Genomic DNA, 17352 nt, shown 5'->3' with positions numbered 1-17352 from the left:
GTGCTCGTATGGACCGCGCGCGGACAGTGCTCGGGTTCGCGTCCGACGGGGAGTCGTCGGTGTCCCCGGCGTTCGCTCCCCTCGTCCGGGTCAGGAAGGCGTGACCATGTCCGTATCCGCTCCTGCCGATCCGCGGCCCAAGGTGCTCGTCGCTCTGACCGCGGTCACGGGGATCGTGGACGCGGTGGCCTTCCTCGGCCTCGGCCAGATCTTCACGGCGTTCATGACCGGCAACATCCTCTTCCTCGGCTTCGCCCTGGCCGGGGGCGAAGGCCTGGCACCCCTCGCGTCGTTCACGGCACTCGCCGCGTTCGCCGTGGGCGCTGTCGCAAGCAGCCGCCTGGGGGTGGCATGGGGGGGCAGGCCCCGGCGGTGGATCTTCACCTCGGCCGTCGTCGCGGCGGCCCTGCTCGTGACCGGGGCGCTGGCCGCGCTCGGCCTGCCGTCCGTCGTGGGAGAGCCGTCTCCTCGGCACTACGCGGTGATCGCCTCGACCGCGCTGGCCATGGGGGTGCGCAGCGCGACGATGTGGCGGCTCGGGGGCGTCCTCAACACCACCCTCGTCACGGGCACCCTCGTCACGTGGATCAGGTACTCGGCGCTCGGCAGCGGGCCGGGTGACCCGTACCAGCTCTATCGGCTCGCGGGGCTGGCGGCGGTCCTGACCGGCGCGGCGATCGGCACCGTGCTGCTGCAGGTGAGCATCACCGTGGCCCTGCTGGTCGCGGCCGCGGGCGTACTGGGCGGCATGGGCGGGTACGCGGCCCGTCTGACGCCGAGCGCATGAAACGTTCTTCCCGGACGGCCTTCTGCCGCCCTGCCTCCCGGACATCGAGCGGGCGGGGGCGGCGCAGCAGCGCACAAGCTGATCAGCTGCCGAATGCCGTCACGGCCAGTCGTTGGGCAGCCGCAGGGACCCCGTCGACGGGCCCGGCGGTACCCACCGCGTAGACCGCGCGCAAGCCGAGATCCCGGGAAGCGAAGACACCACTGCGGTACCCCGGATCCGATCCGGTCTTGCCCCACAGGAGCGTCCCGTCAGGCAGCGGCGTGGACATCAACCCCACGCTGAAGCAGGCTGTGCCCTTGCCAGGCCCCGTGTTGCAGTGGGAGCCGTCCATGTACGGCAGAGGGCTTGCCATCCTCGCCCTTCGGCACCGTGAACAGTTCGGCGGCCTGCGCCGGGCGCAGCAGTGGGCCGTCGAACAAGCCGGATATGAACCGGTCCAGGTCCGCCGTCGTAGCTGTCATGCTCGCGGGCAGCCCGCCTTGTACGTTGACGTCGACGAGGTCGCCGCCGTTGCCTGCCAGGTAGCCGGGCAGGTACGGCCGGGGCACGGGGGTGGCTCGGTTCGGGACGGTGGGTCGTGTGTCCCGCATCCTCAGCGGCCTGAGGATGCGGGTGACTGCCTCGTACTGGTACGAATGCCCGGTGATCTCCTCGATGAGCTTGCCTGCGATGCGGTAGCCGAAGGAGTTGTACTCCTGTCGAGTGCCGGGGCTGAAGCACGGCCCCGGGCCGGGCCGGCCTTCGGGGCGGAGTGTCTTGCGGATCACCTCGTCGAAAGTCACGTAGTCCATCCGCTGCTCGATCTCCTCGTCCGGCGTGGAGGCCGGCGCGCCCTCCAGGTCGTGCGGGAGTCCGCTGGTGTGGTCGAGCAGCTGTCGCACACTGATCGGCTCCTTGAACCGGTCCTCCGGCAACAGGCCGGGCAGATAGAGCTGGACGCTGTCGTCCAGGTCGACGCGGTCCTCGGCGGACAGCTGGAGCAGGATCACCGCCTCCATCGTCTTGGTGACGCTGCCGATCCTGAAATGCGCGCGCGGTGAGACGTGCCGGCCGGTCACGACGTCCCCGGCCGCGCCCCGCCACGTCTCCCCGTTCCTGTGTGCTTCCGCTACTACGCCGGCCGCGCTGTCACCCGGACGCGGTTCGATCGCGGCGCGCAGCGCGGCCCGGTCCAGCACCGGGGTCAGGCCGTCGGGGGCGGCCTGGGCGGGCGCGACGACGCTTAACGCCAGAGCCGCCGACAGACACGGTCGACGGGCGAGGGCCTCGGGCGGTGGCGGCTGAGCCTGGGCCCTACCAGTGGTGCCAGACCTCTGCAGGGGCAATGTCCCAGGATGTACCCGCGATCTCTCCGGGATTGCAGAAGAGCGCCCAGGTCACCACGGCGTCGCCGGCACGCTGTGCGCCCAGGTCGATTTCGAAGCCGTCGACGATCAGTTCGCCTCCCCCGGTGGACCGGAGCCCCACGTCGTGCCGGATCGCGTAGGACTCCATGTCCTCGAAAAGTTCGGAGGGAACCCTGCCGATCAGACGGATTCCCTCATGGGTGACCTGTGGGCCGAGTCGTCCATCCACCAGCACACACGTCAATCCCGCACCTTCGACGAAGTAGCACTTCACCGCTGGTCGGCTTCTCCTGGCCGGCTGCGGCTTGGAGAACTCGACTCGCCACTGCGTACGTCCCGTCGCCTGCCAGCCGCCCATGTTGTGCGGCGTCGCAGCGAAGCCCTGCCCCTCCATGGTGGCAGCGGCGTCCTCCCGACTCATTCCAAAACTCAGCGGCCCAATGGTCTGGAGGGGGACGTACCGCCACTGATCCCGCTCGGAGTCCCCGAGGACCGCCCAATAATCCGTGCTCACGGCCCCAATGATCGTCCACGCAGCTCTACTCAGCACAATCTGCCGGCAGATCCGAAGGAAACGGTTTAGGCGGTCCCCAGTATCGGAGCCAGCGCGGACAGCAGACGGGCGCCGAGGTCGCGCCGGGCGGCCTCCGTGTCGGGGTGCGCGTCGTCGAAGCCCGTCCAGTCGACCTCGCGGACGGCGTTCTCGAACACCGCCAGGTTGAGCGGCTCGTCCGGACGGCCCGGCCACTCGTCCGCCTCGCGCAGCACCGCTTCCAGGAGGGCGAGGGGCGGGGTGCAGCTCTCGGCGAGGAGGACCGCGTCGTACAGATCCTTGGCCTGCGGATACATGTCGCAGCTCAGCCACATGAGCTTCCAGGCCAAGGACGACTCCCGGTCCGCGGCCGACAGGCGGACGCCCGCGACCTCAGCGGGGCGGGGAGGGGTCGGGAGGCGCTCGTTGAAGACGAAGTCGAGCTGGACCTGGCCGCGGGGAAGACCGGGGACGGTCCACGGCAGGACCAGACGGTGGCCGGGCACCCGCTCGTACGTCCAGATGTACTCGGACACGGCTCCGGCCGCCGAGATCGACAGGTCCGTCCCACGCTCCTCGGCCAGGCGCTCAGCCGCTACGGCGATCCCGTCGAGCATCGTCCGGGTACGGGCCTCCTCGATGCGCCAGGTCTCGGGGACGACGACGAAGTCGATGTCCTTCGGGGCGCGGGCGGCGTCGCCGAACCAGGCCCCCATCAGCATGCTGCCGCGCAGCACGAGGGAGCCGGCCCACGGCGACCCGGCGACGGCCGCGAGGACGAGCTCCAGCGCCGCGCGCCGGGCCGTCTGCCAGCGGGCCCGCAGCTGCGGGTCCTCGACAACCCCGTCGGCGGGCCGGAACGCCTCGTCGAAGTGCTTGAGCGCGGGGTCGAAGATCCGGTGCCGTGTGGCCACGTCGCCGACTCCCGCGGTCAGGGTCTGCGGAACCTCGCTCCTGCGGCGCGTGCGGTCGGTGATGGGCTCGGTAAGGCTGTCGGGCCCGTCAGGAACAGACGGCGTCCACTGCTTCTCGTTCATATGGTCTCCTCCAGCCAGCCCTCGTCCCACGACAGATCGCTGTCGGAGACCACGAACTCCCGCTCCTCCGCCACCGGCTCGTGTCCGGCGGCGATCAATGACGCGACGAGCGCGTCGCAGGCGCGCCCCGCCGCGTCCGCGGGGCCCGGGTGCCGCTGGGTCACGAACCGTTCGTGCCGCTCACCCGGCCCCGGCAGCACCCGGCGCGCGTTCCACGACACGTGGGCGCCGTGCGGCACGACGAGGTCCTCAAGCGCCACCCGGTCGTACGCGGCGGGCAGCGCCAGCTTGACGTGGTGCTCGTAGTAGCCCCCGCCAGGGCCTGCCGGCTCCGCGCTCCACGGCACCGTCTCCACCTTGACCCGTCCCGGCTCGAAACCGGCCTCTCGCAGCCCGGACACCACTGCCGGATGACCTGCGCGGCCGCGCAGGGTCAGCATCGGTTGGACCGGCGTACGGCCACGCGCGAGGATGATGGTGGTGACCTTCAGGTCGCGGTCCACCGCCCAGGCGCGGAGGCGGGTGAACTCCCCCTCGGTCCGGCACCGCACCGTCACATGCGTCTCGAAGACGTCGTCAACCTCGTTCATCCCCACCCCTGGAACCACTTGCGTATCGCCGCGAGTCTGTCAGAGGAGCGGGCGCGGGTACCTCCGAGTTTCCGTCCGGCGGGCCGCGGCTCTCAACGGAGACGACGGGAGACCGCCACACAGCTCCTGTACGGCCTCCCGGGCGCAAACCCACTCGCCTCGCTCGACGGCCGCCCGGATGGTGTGGCGATGACCGAGACGGTGCGAGCGCCTCGCCCCGTGGCGGGCAATCTCGTTCCGGCCGAGGCGCGCGGCGTGCAGCTGCTGGATGGCCTCCTCGTCGGCCTCGGCGGCCGGCACGTCCTTCTTCCTCAGGCCCACAGTTCACCTCCGGGCGGGCGGGATCGACGGATAGCATCCGGTCCACGACAGAAGGGGTGGGGTATGGGGAAGTACAACGTGCGGCCGGACATCGACGCGGCGGCCGAGAAGGCCGGGCCGGCGATCGGGTCCAGGCGGGAGATCGAGAACCTGCCGTCGGTGCTGTGGGCGGGCGAGCAGGTCGACATGCTCGCCTCGGGCATCTACGGCGGCGGTAACGGTCTCGTGGCACTCACGAACATGAGGCTGGTCTTCTTCAGGCACGGGATGATGTCCCAGAAGTTGGAGGACTTCCCGCTGATCAACGTTTCGTCGGTGCAGTGGTCCGCTGGGATACTGATGGGCACGCTGTCGGTGTTCTCGTCGGGCAACCGAGCGGACATCAAGTCCGTGGCCAAGGCTCCCGGTGAGGCGTTGTCCGGTCGGCTCCGCATGCTGCTCGCGACGGCCAATACCCAGGTGGCGCCGCCCGCTTGGGGCGGGATGCCGGCAGGGGCGCAGGACGTGGCGTCGCGTCTGGCGACGTTGGATCAACTGCGGGTGGCAGGGGCGATCACGGACACGGAGTACCAGGAGCATCGCACGGCGATCCTGAACAGCATCTGATGTGCCTTGAAGAGCCCTGGCGCAGTGTGCTGGTCGGGGCTCTTCTCCTATCCGGGAGCCGCATTGGTCAGAGATGACTTTTCTCCCGCTGACATTCTCGTCTGCAACATAGGGGGCGTCGTAGTACGCCGTTCCCCATGCCCCGAACGAGATGGCCGCTTTCGGGTGGTCCGCAGCCCGCTCGGCAACCCTCAGTTTCGACTCCGGTGCGACTGCTGTCGCACCCACGGCGCTGACGGCGCCCATTGCGTAGGCCATGGCCGTTCTCGGGTCAGCGCCTGAGAGCAATGTCCCGCCGGCCAATGCGCCGGACACGGCCCCCACACCACTGAGCCAGGCGGACCGACGGCGCTTTTGATGGTCGGCCTGGTGTCTGCGTCCGGGCACGTCAGCACACGTTGCCGCGCACACCTTCACCGAGGAAGCCCACGGTGTACGTGACGTGGGCCGGGACCCATTCCCCTTGCCGGTTCGTGACGCCGGTAGTCTTCCCGCCCTTCGTGCGCCTGAGCAGGTCCATCTGGTCCTCTTCGACGGCCAGTTCGGCAGCGTGACGGTCATCGCGCCGGGAAACGACATCCGCGGGCCCGCAGCCGGAACGCGGCCCGCCCGCCCCTGTTCGGGGCGGGCGGGCTCGGTGGTCGTGCCCGAGGTTACTTCAGGCCGTTGCTGATCGCGCTCACGAGTTCGCCGTCGACGGTGTCGCCGTTGAACTCCCAGAAGAACGCGCCGCCCAGACCCTGGCTCTTGGCCCACGCCATCTTGGTGCCGACGGTGGCGGGGGTGTCGTAGCTCCACCAGTCGGTGCCGCAGTGCGCGTACGCCGTGCCCGCGATCGTGCCGGTGGCCGGGCAGGTGGTCTTCAGGACCTTGTAGTACTGGTTGCCCGGCTCGACGCCGGCCGCCGGGCCGGTCGCGGTGCCGCCGGGGGCGGACTGGGTGACGCCGGTCCAGCCGCGGCCGTAGAAGCCGATGCCGAGCAGCAGCTTGGAGGCGGGTACGCCCTTGGCCTTCAGCTTGGCGATCGCGTCGGCCGAGTTGAAGCCCTGCGCGGGAATCCCGGAGTACGAGGTCAGCGGGGAGTGTGGGGCCGTCGGGCCCTGAGCGGCCCAGGTGCCGAAGTAGTCGTACGTCATCACGTCGTACCAGTTGACGTACTGCGCGGCGCCGCCGTAGTCGGCCGCGTCGAGCTTGCCGCCGTTGGAGCCGTCGGCGGTGATGGCCGCGGTGATCAGGTTGTTCGGGCCGAACTTGGCGCGCATGGCCTGCATCATGTTCTTGATCGAGGCCGGGCCGCTGGTGTCGCAGGTGAGACCGCAGGCGTTCGGGTACTCCCAGTCCAGGTCGATGCCGTCGAAGACGTCGGCCCAGCGCGGGTCCTCGACCAGGTCGTAGCAGGACTGCGCGAACGCGGCCGGGTTCTGGACGGCTTGGCCGAAGCCGCCGGACCAGGTCCAGCCGCCGAAGGACCAGAGGACCTTGATGTGCGGGTACTGCGCCTTGAGCTTGCGCAGCTGGTTGAAGTGACCGCTCAGCGGCTGGTCCCAGGTGTCGGCGACGCCGTCGACGGACTGGGCGGCGGTGTAGGACTTCTGGTAGTCCTCGTAGGGGTCGCCGATGGTGCACTTGCCGTTCTGCACGTTGCCGAAGGCGTAGTTGATGTGCGTGATCTTCGCGGCGGAGCCCGAAGTCACCAGGTTCTTCACCGTGTAGGAGCCCCAGTTGGTGAAGTAGCCCAGGTTGATCTTGCCGCTGCCGCCTGGGTTCTCGCCGCCACCGCCGCCGGTGGTGCGGACCGCCGTGGCGGCGGAGGCCGGGCCGGTCTGGTCGGCGGTGTCGCGGGCGACCACGGTGTAGCTGTAGTCGGTGCCGGCGGTCAGGCCGGTGTTGGTGTAGGTGGTGCCGGAGACGGTGGCGACGGTGGCTCCGTCCCGCTTGACGTCGTAGTTCTTGACGCCGTTGTCGTCCGTGGCGGCCGCCCAGGACAGCTTCACCGAGGTGTCGGTGAGGTCGCTCGCGGTGGGCGCGCCCGGGGCGGAGGGGGCGCTGTCACCAGGGGTGGTGCCGCCGTCGCAGGCGGCGCCGTTGAGCTTGCAGCCGGTGGGGGCGCCGGTGCCGCTGCCGTTGAAGCCGAAGGAGACGGAGGCGCCGGGGGCGAGGGTGCCGTTCCAGCCGAGGTTCTTGGCGGTCCAGTGGTTCGCGGAGTTGGTGACGGTGGCGTCCCAGGCCGAGGTGACCTTGGTGCTCGCGGGGAAGTCCCACTCGACGGTCCAGGAGGTGAGCGTGGTGGTACCGGTGTTCTTCACCGTCCACTTGCCCTCGAAGCCCGAGCCCCAGTCGGAGGCCTTGGCGTAGGTGGCGGTGGCCGAGGCGGCGGCTTCCGCGGGGGCGGCGAGGCCGACCATGGCGGCCAGCGGAAGGAGTAGCGCAGTGGCGCCCGCGAGGGCCTTGGACCGCTTGTTCGGGATGATGCTCTGTGCCGATCTGGTGCGGCGCCGCCGCGTTTCGGTGCTCAAGGAAGCTCCTCGGGTGAGGTTCGGCGGGCAGGGGTGGTCCCTGACCTGTCAACCCTGCGTGTCCCTGAGTGCGTGGTGTCCTTCCTTGGCACCCACCGCAGTGTTCCCGCGACCCTAGGAAGGACTAGACCAATCGTCAAGAGGTCTGGACCAAGAGGTCGTTGACATCTGACGGCGTGACGCGTCGATCCGCCTCTCGCCCGTGGACGACCTGTCCCGTGCATGGCCGGCCCGCCCTGAGGGACGCCTCACCGGGGCTGCAGCGACCGCTCGACCCATGCCCGCTGCGACGGCTGCTCGACCCACGAGCATCCCTCGCCGGACCTCCCGGGCCGAGTACGCTCCACGCCTCCCCGCGCCGGCGGACCGCTGACTTGCCTACCAGGAAAGGAGTTACTTTCCTGGTGGGAAAGTAACCGGGGACGGAGGGCGATGACCGTGAGCACGTCGGTGGATGCCGAACAGGCATGGAAGGATCTTCAGCGCATCCGAGTGCCGCAGGAGCGGGTCTACGACGAGTTCGAGCGCTCCGCGTCCGGCGGACGCGGCATGACCTACGGCACGGCCGCGCTCATGTGGGTGTTCCTCGCCGGCGTCGGCATGGACCTGCCCGGGTGGGGGGTCGGACTGTTCGTGGCCGCCTACGTCGGCCTGCTGAGCCTGCTGATCGTGAGCAGGAGCCGCAGGAGCCGGATGCAACTGCACCACACCCGCTGTCCCGGGCGCATGTGGGCCGCGTTCGGTGCGGCGGCGGTGCTGGTCGGCGGAACGATCGTACTGGCGGACCACCTCACAGAGCCGCTGGAACCGATCTACGCCGGTCTCATCCAGGCCACGGCCGGAGTGGCCGCATACCTGCTCTCCCTGGGCCCCGCCAACCGCTGGGCGGCCGACTCCGTGCGGAGCGGCGGCGGACCGGCGCTCGACGAGGAAGCGGGCCGATGAGCACCCCCGCAGGCTTCGACGAGCTGATCCACCCCGCCACCCGACTGTCGGTGGTCGCGCTGCTCGCCGTCACCGAGTGGGCGGACTTCGCGTTCGTCCGCGACAGCCTCTCGCTCAGCGACTCCGCGCTCTCCAAGCAGCTCCACACCCTGGAGGGGGCCGGATACCTGGAGATCCAGAAGGAGGGCGGCGGGCGCATCCGCCGCACGAAGGTACGGCTGACCGACCGCGGTCGCACCGCCTTCGAAGGACACGTGGCGGCACTCCGGGCCATCGTCGACAGTGCCGTACCCGTGAACGGGGCGGCACAACAGCAGTCCCACGCGGAGGCGGGCCGATGACGACGGTCGAGCGCACCGATGTCCGGCCCGCGATCCAGGTGCGCGAGCGGCATCACCGCCTACCTGAAGGTGATGAAGGGGCCCGCTTTCTTGTGGGACTCCCTGGTGCCCTGTCGGATTGAAGCAACGCCGTCCGGGGTCAGTGTCGGAACAGCCAGACCACGCGGTCCCACGACAGGGCGTGGTAGACGATCAGCACGCCGGCGAGCGTGATGGCCAGAACATGGGAACCCGCCGCGTACAGCGCCAGGGCGCCGCCGAAGAAGACGGCCAACTCCAGGAGGAACCGCAGCGCGCCGGGGGTCGCCACCACCGTCCCGCCGGACCGGGACTTGTCGCCGGGAGTGGCGAACACACCCCACAGCACGGCCACAAGGACCGGGGCCACGACCACAAGGACGTACCTCAGAGGTCCTGACGCGGTCGTCCAGGCCCAGACCGCGAAGCATGCGAGCGACACCAGTTCCAGAACGAACCGTACAACGAGCGTGGACGCGTGAAACCCGAATCCTGACGACATGCGAGATCCCCTCCCCTATGGCCCTCCGTGGACGTGAGCCGCCGGCGGCCGAGAGCGGACAAGAGAGCCAACCACGGGCACCCCGGCTCCGGGGCTACCAGCCCCTCGACATCCCGGACAGGGCCGCTGACTTCCTTCGCGCCGTCGACCTCGCCCCCACCAAGCGGGCCACCCTCGACCGAGGTGTCACTGTACCCGGCCAGTCCACCACGTCCTGAGGAAATGCCACGGTCGTGAGACGGCCGTGAGACCGGCCGGTGTGCCACCGACCTGCGACAGCGACTGAGCTCCTGATCAGCGGGCCGGGCCCCATGGGGGCTTCGAGCGATGCGCGGACACTGATGCCCCGTGAGCGGTTCTCTCGCCGCCTACCAGCCAGGCACGGTGGAGTCCGCCGCCGGCGGGGGCGCAGTGCGCCAGCGCTCGCCCTCGCCGGTGGACGCGAGGCCCCGCGTCCGGTGCGTGACAGAGCAGCAGGACGACGCCCACGCGGGCCGTCCGAGGGAACGCGCCCCGATGGTGCTCTGCCAGACCTCTGCACCGAGCCGTGCGTCATGCGGATCATGCCTCCGCTGGATGGCGTCCGGATCTCCTCGCCGAACCGGAACCGGAACCGGAAACCGGAAACCGGAAACCGGAAACCGGAACAGCAGCCGGAACCGGAACCGACGGCGTGGGGTCAGGCGCCGTTCCGGGCGACGGTGGCGCGGCGGCGCGTCCAGACCAGGGCGCCGGCGGTGGCGCCGCCGAGGAGCAGCGCGCCCAGGGCGTAGAGCCTGTCGCCGCCGGCCCCGTCCGCCTCTTCGCCTGCCCCTGCCCCTACGCCTGCGGCCCAGCCGAAGCCCGCTTCCACCGCACCGACCGGCTGGCCGGAGATCTGGTAGGAGACGGTCTGCTTGATGCGAGGCGGGCACTTGAGGGTCACGGTGTCCGTGCCGGAGGCGGCGTCCCGCGGGAGCGTGAACTTGCCCACCAGGACGCCCTCCCGGTCGCCGGGCAGGAGGTGGAACTTCCCGCCCGCTTCCGACTCGCCCTTGCCGTACGTCTCCTTGCCGCAGGCGGTCGTGCTCACGGTGACGGTGGTCCCGGGGGCCGCCTGCCCCGGATTGACTCGGACGTCACCGTCGGGCGCCGCGACGGCGGGGGATGCGGACAGGACGAGGGCGCTCAGGACCAGGGCGAGCTGGGGGCCCGTACGTGCGAGACGCATGCTTGTTCTCTCCTTCGGCGGAGCTTTCCTGGCCGGCTGGGCAGCGCGGCGCCTGTGCTGTGCTCCGTGCACGAGAAAAACCCCGACCGGGGAGCACCGCAACGGGAGATTCGCGTGCGCTGTCCCCCGGTCGGGGTCTTGATCCGCCCTGCTGGTGATCATTTCCGCAGGTCACGGCGGCTCGTTCGGTGATCTGGATCGGATGGTGTCCTGCGCGCGAACGGGCTAGGGGGTCTCGTCAAATTCCCGTCGTCGCCCGAAGGGCGGCCCCGCGGCGTCTGGTGCATGCTCTCGGCGTGCCGGGGGGAAGCCCACGTACTGGACGTACGTGGGCTTCCACCCGGTGCGGCGAGAGTGCGTGCCTGGGGGCACCTCCCAGCGGTAGCTGGGGGAACGCCGCGGGGCAGACGGGAATGTGACGACACCCCCTAGCCGCAAGGGTCACGAGCGACGTCGGTGCTGCCTGGTCCCGGGCATCACGAAGGCTTCCAGCCCCGCCGTGCTCGGCCACGAGGGAGCGGTCAGTCGCGGCCCAGGATCGCCGTGAGGGCTCGCTGCAAGACCGCTCTGGGATCCGCCGTCGCTCCTTCAGACCGCCACGCGACGAACCCGTCGGGGCGGACCAGCACCGCGCCGTCCGGCGTGACGCCGTGGACCTCCGCCCAGTCCGTGTCGCCGGCGGACGAGAGCTCGGCGTCGGGCCCGGCGCCGATCCGGTACGAGTCGAGCGGCACCGACAGCTGCTGCGCGACGCGTGTCGCCGCGGTGTGCCAGTGGCCGGCGCCGTCCTCGGAGCTCAGGAGCACCAGGGACCGCTCGTACAGATCGAGGGTGGAGACCCGGGTACCGGCGCGGTTCAGCCACATGTGGGGGGCCCGGCTTCCGGGTTCGCCCGTCAGGCTCAGTCCGTCGGACACGACCGGCATCGTCCGGTCGGTGCCCAGGACGGCTCCCTGCGGATAGCGGTAGCCGAGCACCTCGTTGAGGATGCCGCCCTTCTTCCCCTTGGGGCCGCCGGCTCCGGGGCCGGGGACGTACCCGGGGTGGCTGTGCTCGACCGACCGCGCCGCGGCCCGGGCGCTCGTCACCTCGGCGACCGGCCGGCGCTCCGCGTCATAGGACGCGAGCAGGCCGGGACCGGCCCAGCCGCCCAGCGCGGCGGAGAGCTTCCAGGCGAGGTTGTGCGCGTCCTGGATACCGGTGTTGGAGCCGAACGCCCCGGTGGGCGGCATCTCGTGGGCGGAGTCGCCGACGAGGAACACCCGTCCGTGCGCGTACCGTTCGGCGATCCTCTCGGCCGCGTGCCAGGGAGCCCTGCCCGTGATCTCCACGTCGAGGTCCGGCACGCCCACGGCCCGCCGGATGTGCTCCCTGCACCGCTCGTCGGTGAACTCCTCGAGCGTCTCGCCGCGTTCGGGGTGCCACGGGGCGTGGAACACCCAGCGCTCGCCGTTGTCGACGGGCAGCAGGGCCCCGTCCGCGTCAGGGTTCGTCAGGTAGCAGACGATGAAGTGCCGGTCGCCGACGACGTCCGCGAGACCGCGGGAGACGAAGGTGATGCTCACGTTGTGGAACAGGTCGCCCTGGCCGTTCTGCCCGATGCCGAGCCGCTCGCGGACCGGGCTGCGCGGGCCGTCCGCCGCGACGAGGTAGTCCGCGCGGATGGTGGTGTGCTCACCGGATTCGCGGCTCTTGACCTGTGCGGTCACCCCTTCGGCGTCCTGCTCGAAGGACATCAGCTCGGTCGAGAACCGCAGGTCTCCGCCGAGCTCCCGGGCGTGCTTCAGCAGCACCGGTTCGAGATCGTTCTGGCTGCACAGACACCATCCGGCGGGGCTGAAGCGGGCGATCCCGCCGCCGGGGTCGATGTCCTTGAACAGCCACTCGCCGACATCGCCCACCAGGCTCGGCGTCTGCAGGATCCCGTTGTTGACCGACAGGACCGACGCGGCCTCCTGGATGGGCCGCGTGATTCCGGCGCTGCGGAACACCTCCATCGTGCGCACGTTGTTGCCGCGGCCACGCGGGTGGATCGAGGTGCCGGCATGGCGCTCGACCAGCGTGTGCGGCACTCCGAGACGCCCCAGGAACAGCGAGGTGGACAGGCCCACCAGCGAGCCGCCGACGATGAGTACGGGCGTGCGGTGGCCGGTTGCTTCCCCGGCCGAGTCGAATCGGGTCATTGCTCGTCTCCGGCGTCGCCTGCGACGCGAGTTGGGGATGGGATGCAGATTCATGCCCTTCGGGGACGGGTTCGCGTGCCCTGGGCACCCGGATGACACGCGGTTCACTCGTCCGCTTCATGCGGCTCGCGCGCTGTCGGCGCTCCTGTCAAGGATCGACACATGTCGGCCTCGGCGTTTCGGCCAGGTAGGTCGTCTCCCACCCCCACCGAGAAGAGAGAGGTGTGCCGGATGGCCCCCTCGGGACGCATCTCGCAGTCTGTGTTCGACGGCTCCAGGCTGCGGGTGATCCTCCTGCTCGACCTGTACGAAGGAGCGCAGCAGCAGTTCCTGGACGCGTACGAGCTCATGCGCAAGCAGGTCGCCTCCGTGCCCGGCCACATCAGTGACCAGCTGTGCCAGTCCATCGAGAACCCCTCGCAGTGGCTCATCACCAGCGAGTGGGAGAGCGCGCCGCCGTTCCTCGCATGGGTGAACAGCGAGGAGCACGTCGAAACCGTCAAGCCGATGCACAGCTGCGTCCGGGACACCCGGTCGATGCGCTACAGCATCCTCCGGGAGACGAGCCCCGGTCAGCCGGCCTCGCGGACCGCGGCATCGGCCGACGTGCAGGTGGAGCCCCGTGTGGGCGACGGTGTGGCACGCCATGCCCTCACCTTCACCGTCAAGCCGGGTTCCGAGTCGAAGGTGGCGGAGATCCTGGCCGGGTACGAGTCACCCCAGGCCCAGGTCGACGAGAACACCCGGCTGCGTCGCACCTCCCTCTTCATGCACGGCAACCGCGTCGTGCGTGCCGTGGAGGTGGAGGGCGACCTACTCGTGGCGCTGCGGCACGTCGCCCGGCAGCCCCAGGTGCGAGCGGTCGAGGAGGCCATCAACCCGTACCTCGAGCAGGACCGGGACCTGACCGACCCCGAGTCGGCCAGGGTGTTCTTCACCCGGGCGGCGCTGCCCGCCGTCCATCATGTGGTGTCCGACCGGCCTGCTCCGGCCGGCCTGCGACGGCACGCGCTGTACTACCCGGCCAAGGAAGGCCAGGGGATGGCGCTCGCCCGGCTGCTCTCCCATCAGGACCGGGCCGCCGCGGACGATCCGGACAACCCGGTGCACAGCAGCACCGTGTTCCAGCGCGACGACATCGTGGTGCGCCTCGTCGACGTCACGGGCGACCTCGACCTCGACCCCGTCGCCTCCCTCGGGCTCAAGGGCCCCGGGAAGGCCGCGGAGTTGGAACGACTCCTCGACGGCGCCGCGGTCGGCGTCGAGGGCTCCCTGGAGACGGACCGCAACATCAACCGGCTTCTGTCGCACGCGGACATGCTGCCCGTCACGGACCGTTCGGCGCACTCCTGACGGACGACCGCGGCTCGCACCGCGGTCGCTCCCCAGCACGTCACTGTCACATCTGGAGGTAGCAACCATGCTCAAGCAGCGTCCACGCATCGTGAACCTGAGCGAGACGGAACCCAACCGCAGGCGGGGAGGTGACCTGCGGGCCATGCTCACGCCGGCCACCGTGGGTTCCACCAGCGGCTTCATGGGCCTGGCCATCGTCCAGCCCGGCGAGCGCATCGGCGAGCACTACCACCCGTACTCCGAGGAGTTCGTGTACGTGGTCTCGGGCGCGCTGGAGGTGGATCTGGATGGCGACACGTACGCGCTCCAGCCCGATCAGGGCCTCCTGATCCCGATCGACGTACGGCACCGCTTCCGCAACGTGGGCGATGTGGAGGCCCGCATGGTCTTCCACCTGGGCCCGCTCGCCCCCCGGCCGAGCCTCGGTCACGTCGACACCGAGATCACCGACGAGGCCGAGCTCGCCGCCGCGGGCCCGCACCTGACCGTGCACGACCCGGGACGGGTGTCCGAGCGAAGCGGGGCCATCGAGTGAACCGGCGAGTGGCCGTCACCGGCATCGGTGTGGTCGCTCCAGGCGGCATCGGGGCGAAGGCGTTCTGGGACCTGCTTTCCGCCGGCCGTACCGCGACCCGCGGTATCACCCTGTTCGACCCGGTCGGGCTGCGCTCCCGCATAGCCGCCGAGTGCGACTTCGACCCGGCGGACCACGGACTGGATCCGGATCTGAGCCGCCACGCCGACCGGTACATCCAGTTCGCCGTCGTCGCCGCCGGAGAAGCCGTCCGCGACGCCGGACTCGACACCGACGCCGAGGACCCCTGGCGCGTCGCCGTCTCCCTGGGCAGCGCCGTCGGCGGCACCACCCGGCTCGAACACGACTACGTCCTGGTCAGCGAGGGCGGGCGGCGGTGGGACGTGGACCACCGCGCGGCCGACCCCAAGCTGCACATGGCGTTCTCGCCGAGCACACTCTCCTCGGTCGTGGCCGAGCAGTTCGGCGCCCGCGGGCCGGTGCAGACGGTCTCCACCGGCTGCACCTCCGGCCTCGACGCCGTGGGCTATGCCTTCCACACCATCGCGGAAGGCCGGGCGGACGTCTGCATCTCCGGTGCGTCGGACTCCCCCATCTCCCCCATCACCATGGCCTGCTTCGACGCCATCAAGGCCACGTCGCCCGACAACGACGACCCGGAGCACGCCTCCCGGCCCTTCGACAACAACCGCAACGGTTTCGTCATGGGCGAAGGCGCGGCCGTCCTCGTCCTGGAGGAGTACGAGCACGCCAGGGCACGCGGTGCGCACATCTACTGCGAGATCGGCGGCTACGCCACCTTCGGCAACGCGTACCACATGACCGGTCTGACCGGCGAGGGGCTGGAGATGTCCCGGGCGATCGACTCCACGCTCGACCAGGCCCGGCTCGATCCCACGCTGATCGACTACGTCAACGCGCACGGGTCCGGCACCCGGCAGAACGACCGGCACGAGACCGCCGCCGTGAAGCGGTCCCTGGGCTCGCACGCGTACGACACACCCATGAGCTCCATCAAATCGATGGTGGGGCACTCGCTGGGCGCGATCGGTGCGATCGAGGTGGCTGCCTGCGTACTCGCACTGAAGCACCAGGTGGTACCCCCGACGGCGAACTACGAGACCCCCGACCCCGAGTGCGACCTGGACTACGTGCCGCGCACCGCCCGCCCCCGGAAGCTCAGGAACGTGCTTTCCGTGGGCAGCGGATTCGGCGGTTTCCAGTCCGCGGTACTCCTGACGCGATCGGGTGGGAGGACACGATGAGTACTGAGCGTCCACGGCGCGCGGTCGTCACCGGGATCGGCGTGATCGCCCCCAACGGACAGCGCGCCGACGCGTACTGGAAGTCCGTCCGAGAAGGGCTGGGCGTACTGGACCGGATCACCCGTGAGGGGTGCGAGGATCTGCCTCTCAAGGTCGCGGGCGAGGTCCGCGGCTTCGACGCCTCCACCCTGATCGAGGACCGCTTCCTCGTCCAGACCGACCGCTTCAGCCACTACACGATGGCCGCGGCCCAGCTCGCCCTCGACGACGCCGGCCTCCCCCGGGAGAACCCCGAGGAGCCGTTCGAGATCGGCGTGGTCACCGCGGCCGGGTCCGGAGGCGGCGAGTTCGGCCAGCGAGAGCTCCAGAAGCTCTGGAGCCAGGGATCCAAGTTCGTCGGCCCGTACCAGTCGATCGCCTGGTTCTACGCCGCGAGCACCGGCCAGATCTCCATCCGCAGCGGCCTCAAGGGGCCGTGCGGCGTCGTCGCGAGCGACGAGGCGGGCGGCCTGGACGCCATCGCCCTCGCCGCTCGGGGCGTACGACGCGGCACGGGGGCGGTGCTCGTCGGCGCCGCGGAGGCGCCCCTCGCCCCGTACTCGATGGTGTGCCAGCTCGGCTACCCGGAGCTCAGCACCGTCGAGGACCCGGACCGCGCCTACCGGCCCTTCACCGCCGGAGCCTGCGGCTTCGTCCCGGCGGAGGGCGGCGCGGTGCTCGTCGTGGAGGACGAGTCCCGTGCCCGCGACCGGGGAGCGGCCGTCCGGGCCGTGGTGGCCGGCCACGGCGCCACGTTCACCGGCGCCTCCCGATGGGAGAAGTCCCGGGAGGGACTCGCCCGCGCCATCCGTGTCGCCCTCGACGAGGCCGGGTGTGCCCCCGAGGAGGTCGACGTCGTCTTCGCCGACGCCCTGGGCGTACCGGAGGCGGACCGTGCCGAGGCGCTGGCGATCGCCGACGCCCTCGGAGCGCACGCCACCCGCGTCCCCGTCACGGCGCCGAAGACGGGAATCGGCCGCGCCTACTGCGGAGCTCCCGTCCTGGACACCGCCGCCGCGGTGTTCGCGCTGGAGCACGGCGTGGTGCCGCCCACTCCCAACGTGTTCGACATCTGCCACGACCTCGACCTGGTGATGTCCCGCGCTCGGCCCGCCGAGCTGCGCACGGCCCTCGTCCTCAGCCGGGGACTCATGGGATCCAACGCGGCGCTTGTCGTGCGCCGCGGCGACGAGTCCGCCCGGTAGGACCGGGCGGGAAGG

At 70.5% G+C, this 17352-nt stretch carries 16 protein-coding genes; 8 read left to right on the top strand and 8 right to left on the bottom strand.

The genetic code is table 11. The features are described from left to right. The first annotated feature begins 106 nt into the window (after positions 1-106). Positions 107-787: a YoaK family protein gene (locus tag IE124_RS12155; RefSeq protein ID WP_189507717.1), complete on the top strand. Its 681-nt coding sequence runs from the start codon at positions 107-109 to the stop codon at positions 785-787. A gap of 251 nt (positions 788-1038) precedes the next feature. Here the strand turns inward: IE124_RS12155 and IE124_RS12150 are convergent, their stop codons facing one another. From IE124_RS12150 to IE124_RS12135, 4 genes are all read right to left on the bottom strand, one after another. Continuing rightward, the gene (locus IE124_RS12150) at positions 1039-2115 is read right to left on the bottom strand and encodes a serine hydrolase domain-containing protein (RefSeq protein WP_229832391.1); all 1077 of its coding nucleotides are present in this window, start codon (positions 2113-2115) and stop codon (positions 1039-1041) included. Continuing rightward, positions 2084-2650, bottom strand: a complete 567-nt coding sequence (locus IE124_RS12145) for a hypothetical protein (RefSeq protein WP_229832390.1) — start codon at positions 2648-2650, stop codon at positions 2084-2086. Before IE124_RS12145 ends, IE124_RS12150 begins: the two co-directional genes overlap by 32 nt. A gap of 65 nt (positions 2651-2715) precedes the next feature. Further along, positions 2716-3705: a nucleotidyl transferase AbiEii/AbiGii toxin family protein gene (locus tag IE124_RS12140; RefSeq protein ID WP_189507716.1), complete on the bottom strand. Its 990-nt coding sequence runs from the start codon at positions 3703-3705 to the stop codon at positions 2716-2718. Beyond that, positions 3702-4295 carry a hypothetical protein gene (locus tag IE124_RS12135; protein WP_189507715.1) on the bottom strand — a complete coding sequence of 198 codons (594 nt, stop codon included), beginning with the start codon at positions 4293-4295 and terminating at the stop codon, positions 3702-3704. Before IE124_RS12135 ends, IE124_RS12140 begins: the two co-directional genes overlap by 4 nt. Before the next feature lie 189 nt (positions 4296-4484). Here IE124_RS12135 and IE124_RS12130 point away from each other — a divergent pair, with 189 nt between their 5' ends. After that, on the top strand, positions 4485-5222 hold the full coding sequence (locus IE124_RS12130; protein ID WP_189507713.1) for a PH domain-containing protein: 738 nt from the start codon (positions 4485-4487) through the stop codon (positions 5220-5222). A gap of 653 nt (positions 5223-5875) precedes the next feature. Here the strand turns inward: IE124_RS12130 and IE124_RS12125 are convergent. Beyond that, the gene (locus tag IE124_RS12125) at positions 5876-7738 is read right to left on the bottom strand and encodes a glycoside hydrolase family 18 chitinase (RefSeq protein ID WP_189507712.1); all 1863 of its coding nucleotides are present in this window, start codon (positions 7736-7738) and stop codon (positions 5876-5878) included. A gap of 432 nt (positions 7739-8170) precedes the next feature. On the opposite strand from IE124_RS12125, the gene IE124_RS12120 reads away from it, so the two are divergent. Both IE124_RS12120 and IE124_RS12115 read left to right on the top strand, forming a co-directional pair. Continuing rightward, positions 8171-8683: a hypothetical protein gene (locus IE124_RS12120; protein ID WP_189507710.1), complete on the top strand. Its 513-nt coding sequence runs from the start codon at positions 8171-8173 to the stop codon at positions 8681-8683. Next, entirely contained in the window at positions 8680-9024 is a 345-nt protein-coding gene (locus IE124_RS12115; RefSeq protein ID WP_189507708.1) for a transcriptional regulator, read from the top strand. Before IE124_RS12120 ends, IE124_RS12115 begins: the two co-directional genes overlap by 4 nt. Before the next feature lie 139 nt (positions 9025-9163). Here IE124_RS12115 and IE124_RS12110 read toward each other — a convergent pair whose 3' ends face one another. The 3 genes from IE124_RS12110 to IE124_RS12100 form a co-directional block, all read right to left on the bottom strand. After that, the gene (locus tag IE124_RS12110) at positions 9164-9544 is read right to left on the bottom strand and encodes a YrdB family protein (protein WP_189507706.1); all 381 of its coding nucleotides are present in this window, start codon (positions 9542-9544) and stop codon (positions 9164-9166) included. Between the two features lie 679 nt (positions 9545-10223). Next, entirely contained in the window at positions 10224-10754 is a 531-nt protein-coding gene (locus IE124_RS12105) for a sortase (protein ID WP_189507704.1), read from the bottom strand. 521 nt (positions 10755-11275) lie between these two features. Continuing rightward, the gene (locus tag IE124_RS12100; protein WP_189507702.1) at positions 11276-12937 is read right to left on the bottom strand and encodes an FAD-dependent oxidoreductase; all 1662 of its coding nucleotides are present in this window, start codon (positions 12935-12937) and stop codon (positions 11276-11278) included. Positions 12938-13168: 231 nt separating this feature from the next. Here IE124_RS12100 and IE124_RS12095 point away from each other — a divergent pair, with 231 nt between their 5' ends. The 4 genes from IE124_RS12095 to IE124_RS12080 all read left to right on the top strand — a co-directional run bounded on the left by IE124_RS12095 (position 13169) and on the right by IE124_RS12080 (position 17337). Then, positions 13169-14290, top strand: coding sequence for a SchA/CurD-like domain-containing protein (locus tag IE124_RS12095; protein ID WP_189507700.1), 1122 nt, complete (start codon positions 13169-13171; stop codon positions 14288-14290). A 67-nt stretch (positions 14291-14357) separates the two neighbouring features. Next, positions 14358-14828, top strand: coding sequence for a cupin domain-containing protein (locus IE124_RS12090; protein WP_017237472.1), 471 nt, complete (start codon positions 14358-14360; stop codon positions 14826-14828). Beyond that, the gene (locus IE124_RS12085; protein WP_189507698.1) at positions 14825-16093 is read left to right on the top strand and encodes a beta-ketoacyl-[acyl-carrier-protein] synthase family protein; all 1269 of its coding nucleotides are present in this window, start codon (positions 14825-14827) and stop codon (positions 16091-16093) included. Before IE124_RS12090 ends, IE124_RS12085 begins: the two co-directional genes overlap by 4 nt. Further along, positions 16090-17337, top strand: coding sequence for a ketosynthase chain-length factor (locus IE124_RS12080; RefSeq protein ID WP_189507696.1), 1248 nt, complete (start codon positions 16090-16092; stop codon positions 17335-17337). The genes IE124_RS12085 and IE124_RS12080 overlap by 4 nt, the downstream gene beginning before the upstream one ends. Positions 17338-17352: the final 15 nt, after the last annotated feature.

This window comes from Streptomyces narbonensis, from assembly GCF_014649015.1.
GTDB classification, from domain to species: domain Bacteria; phylum Actinomycetota; class Actinomycetes; order Streptomycetales; family Streptomycetaceae; genus Streptomyces; species Streptomyces narbonensis.
The sequence above is the reverse complement of the archived record's forward strand: the minus strand, read 5'-3'. Positions and strand labels throughout refer to the sequence as shown.

What these genes read in the sequence shown, in the direction of transcription:
- IE124_RS12105 (WP_189507704.1), bottom strand. Translation starts at nt 10,754, where the DNA reads ATGCGTCTCGCACGTACGGGCCCCCAGCTCGCCCTGGTCCTGAGCGCC.
- IE124_RS12100 (WP_189507702.1), bottom strand. Translation starts at nt 12,937, where the DNA reads ATGACCCGATTCGACTCGGCCGGGGAAGCAACCGGCCACCGCACGCCC.
- IE124_RS12080 (WP_189507696.1), top strand. Translation starts at nt 16,090, where the DNA reads ATGAGTACTGAGCGTCCACGGCGCGCGGTCGTCACCGGGATCGGCGTG.
- IE124_RS12115 (WP_189507708.1), top strand. Translation starts at nt 8,680, where the DNA reads ATGAGCACCCCCGCAGGCTTCGACGAGCTGATCCACCCCGCCACCCGA.
- IE124_RS12155 (WP_189507717.1), top strand. Translation starts at nt 107, where the DNA reads ATGTCCGTATCCGCTCCTGCCGATCCGCGGCCCAAGGTGCTCGTCGCT.
- IE124_RS12110 (WP_189507706.1), bottom strand. Translation starts at nt 9,544, where the DNA reads ATGTCGTCAGGATTCGGGTTTCACGCGTCCACGCTCGTTGTACGGTTC.
- IE124_RS12140 (WP_189507716.1), bottom strand. Translation starts at nt 3,705, where the DNA reads ATGAACGAGAAGCAGTGGACGCCGTCTGTTCCTGACGGGCCCGACAGC.
- IE124_RS12135 (WP_189507715.1), bottom strand. Translation starts at nt 4,295, where the DNA reads ATGAACGAGGTTGACGACGTCTTCGAGACGCATGTGACGGTGCGGTGC.
- IE124_RS12130 (WP_189507713.1), top strand. Translation starts at nt 4,485, where the DNA reads ATGACCGAGACGGTGCGAGCGCCTCGCCCCGTGGCGGGCAATCTCGTT.
- IE124_RS12120 (WP_189507710.1), top strand. Translation starts at nt 8,171, where the DNA reads ATGACCGTGAGCACGTCGGTGGATGCCGAACAGGCATGGAAGGATCTT.
- IE124_RS12090 (WP_017237472.1), top strand. Translation starts at nt 14,358, where the DNA reads ATGCTCAAGCAGCGTCCACGCATCGTGAACCTGAGCGAGACGGAACCC.
- IE124_RS12095 (WP_189507700.1), top strand. Translation starts at nt 13,169, where the DNA reads ATGGCCCCCTCGGGACGCATCTCGCAGTCTGTGTTCGACGGCTCCAGG.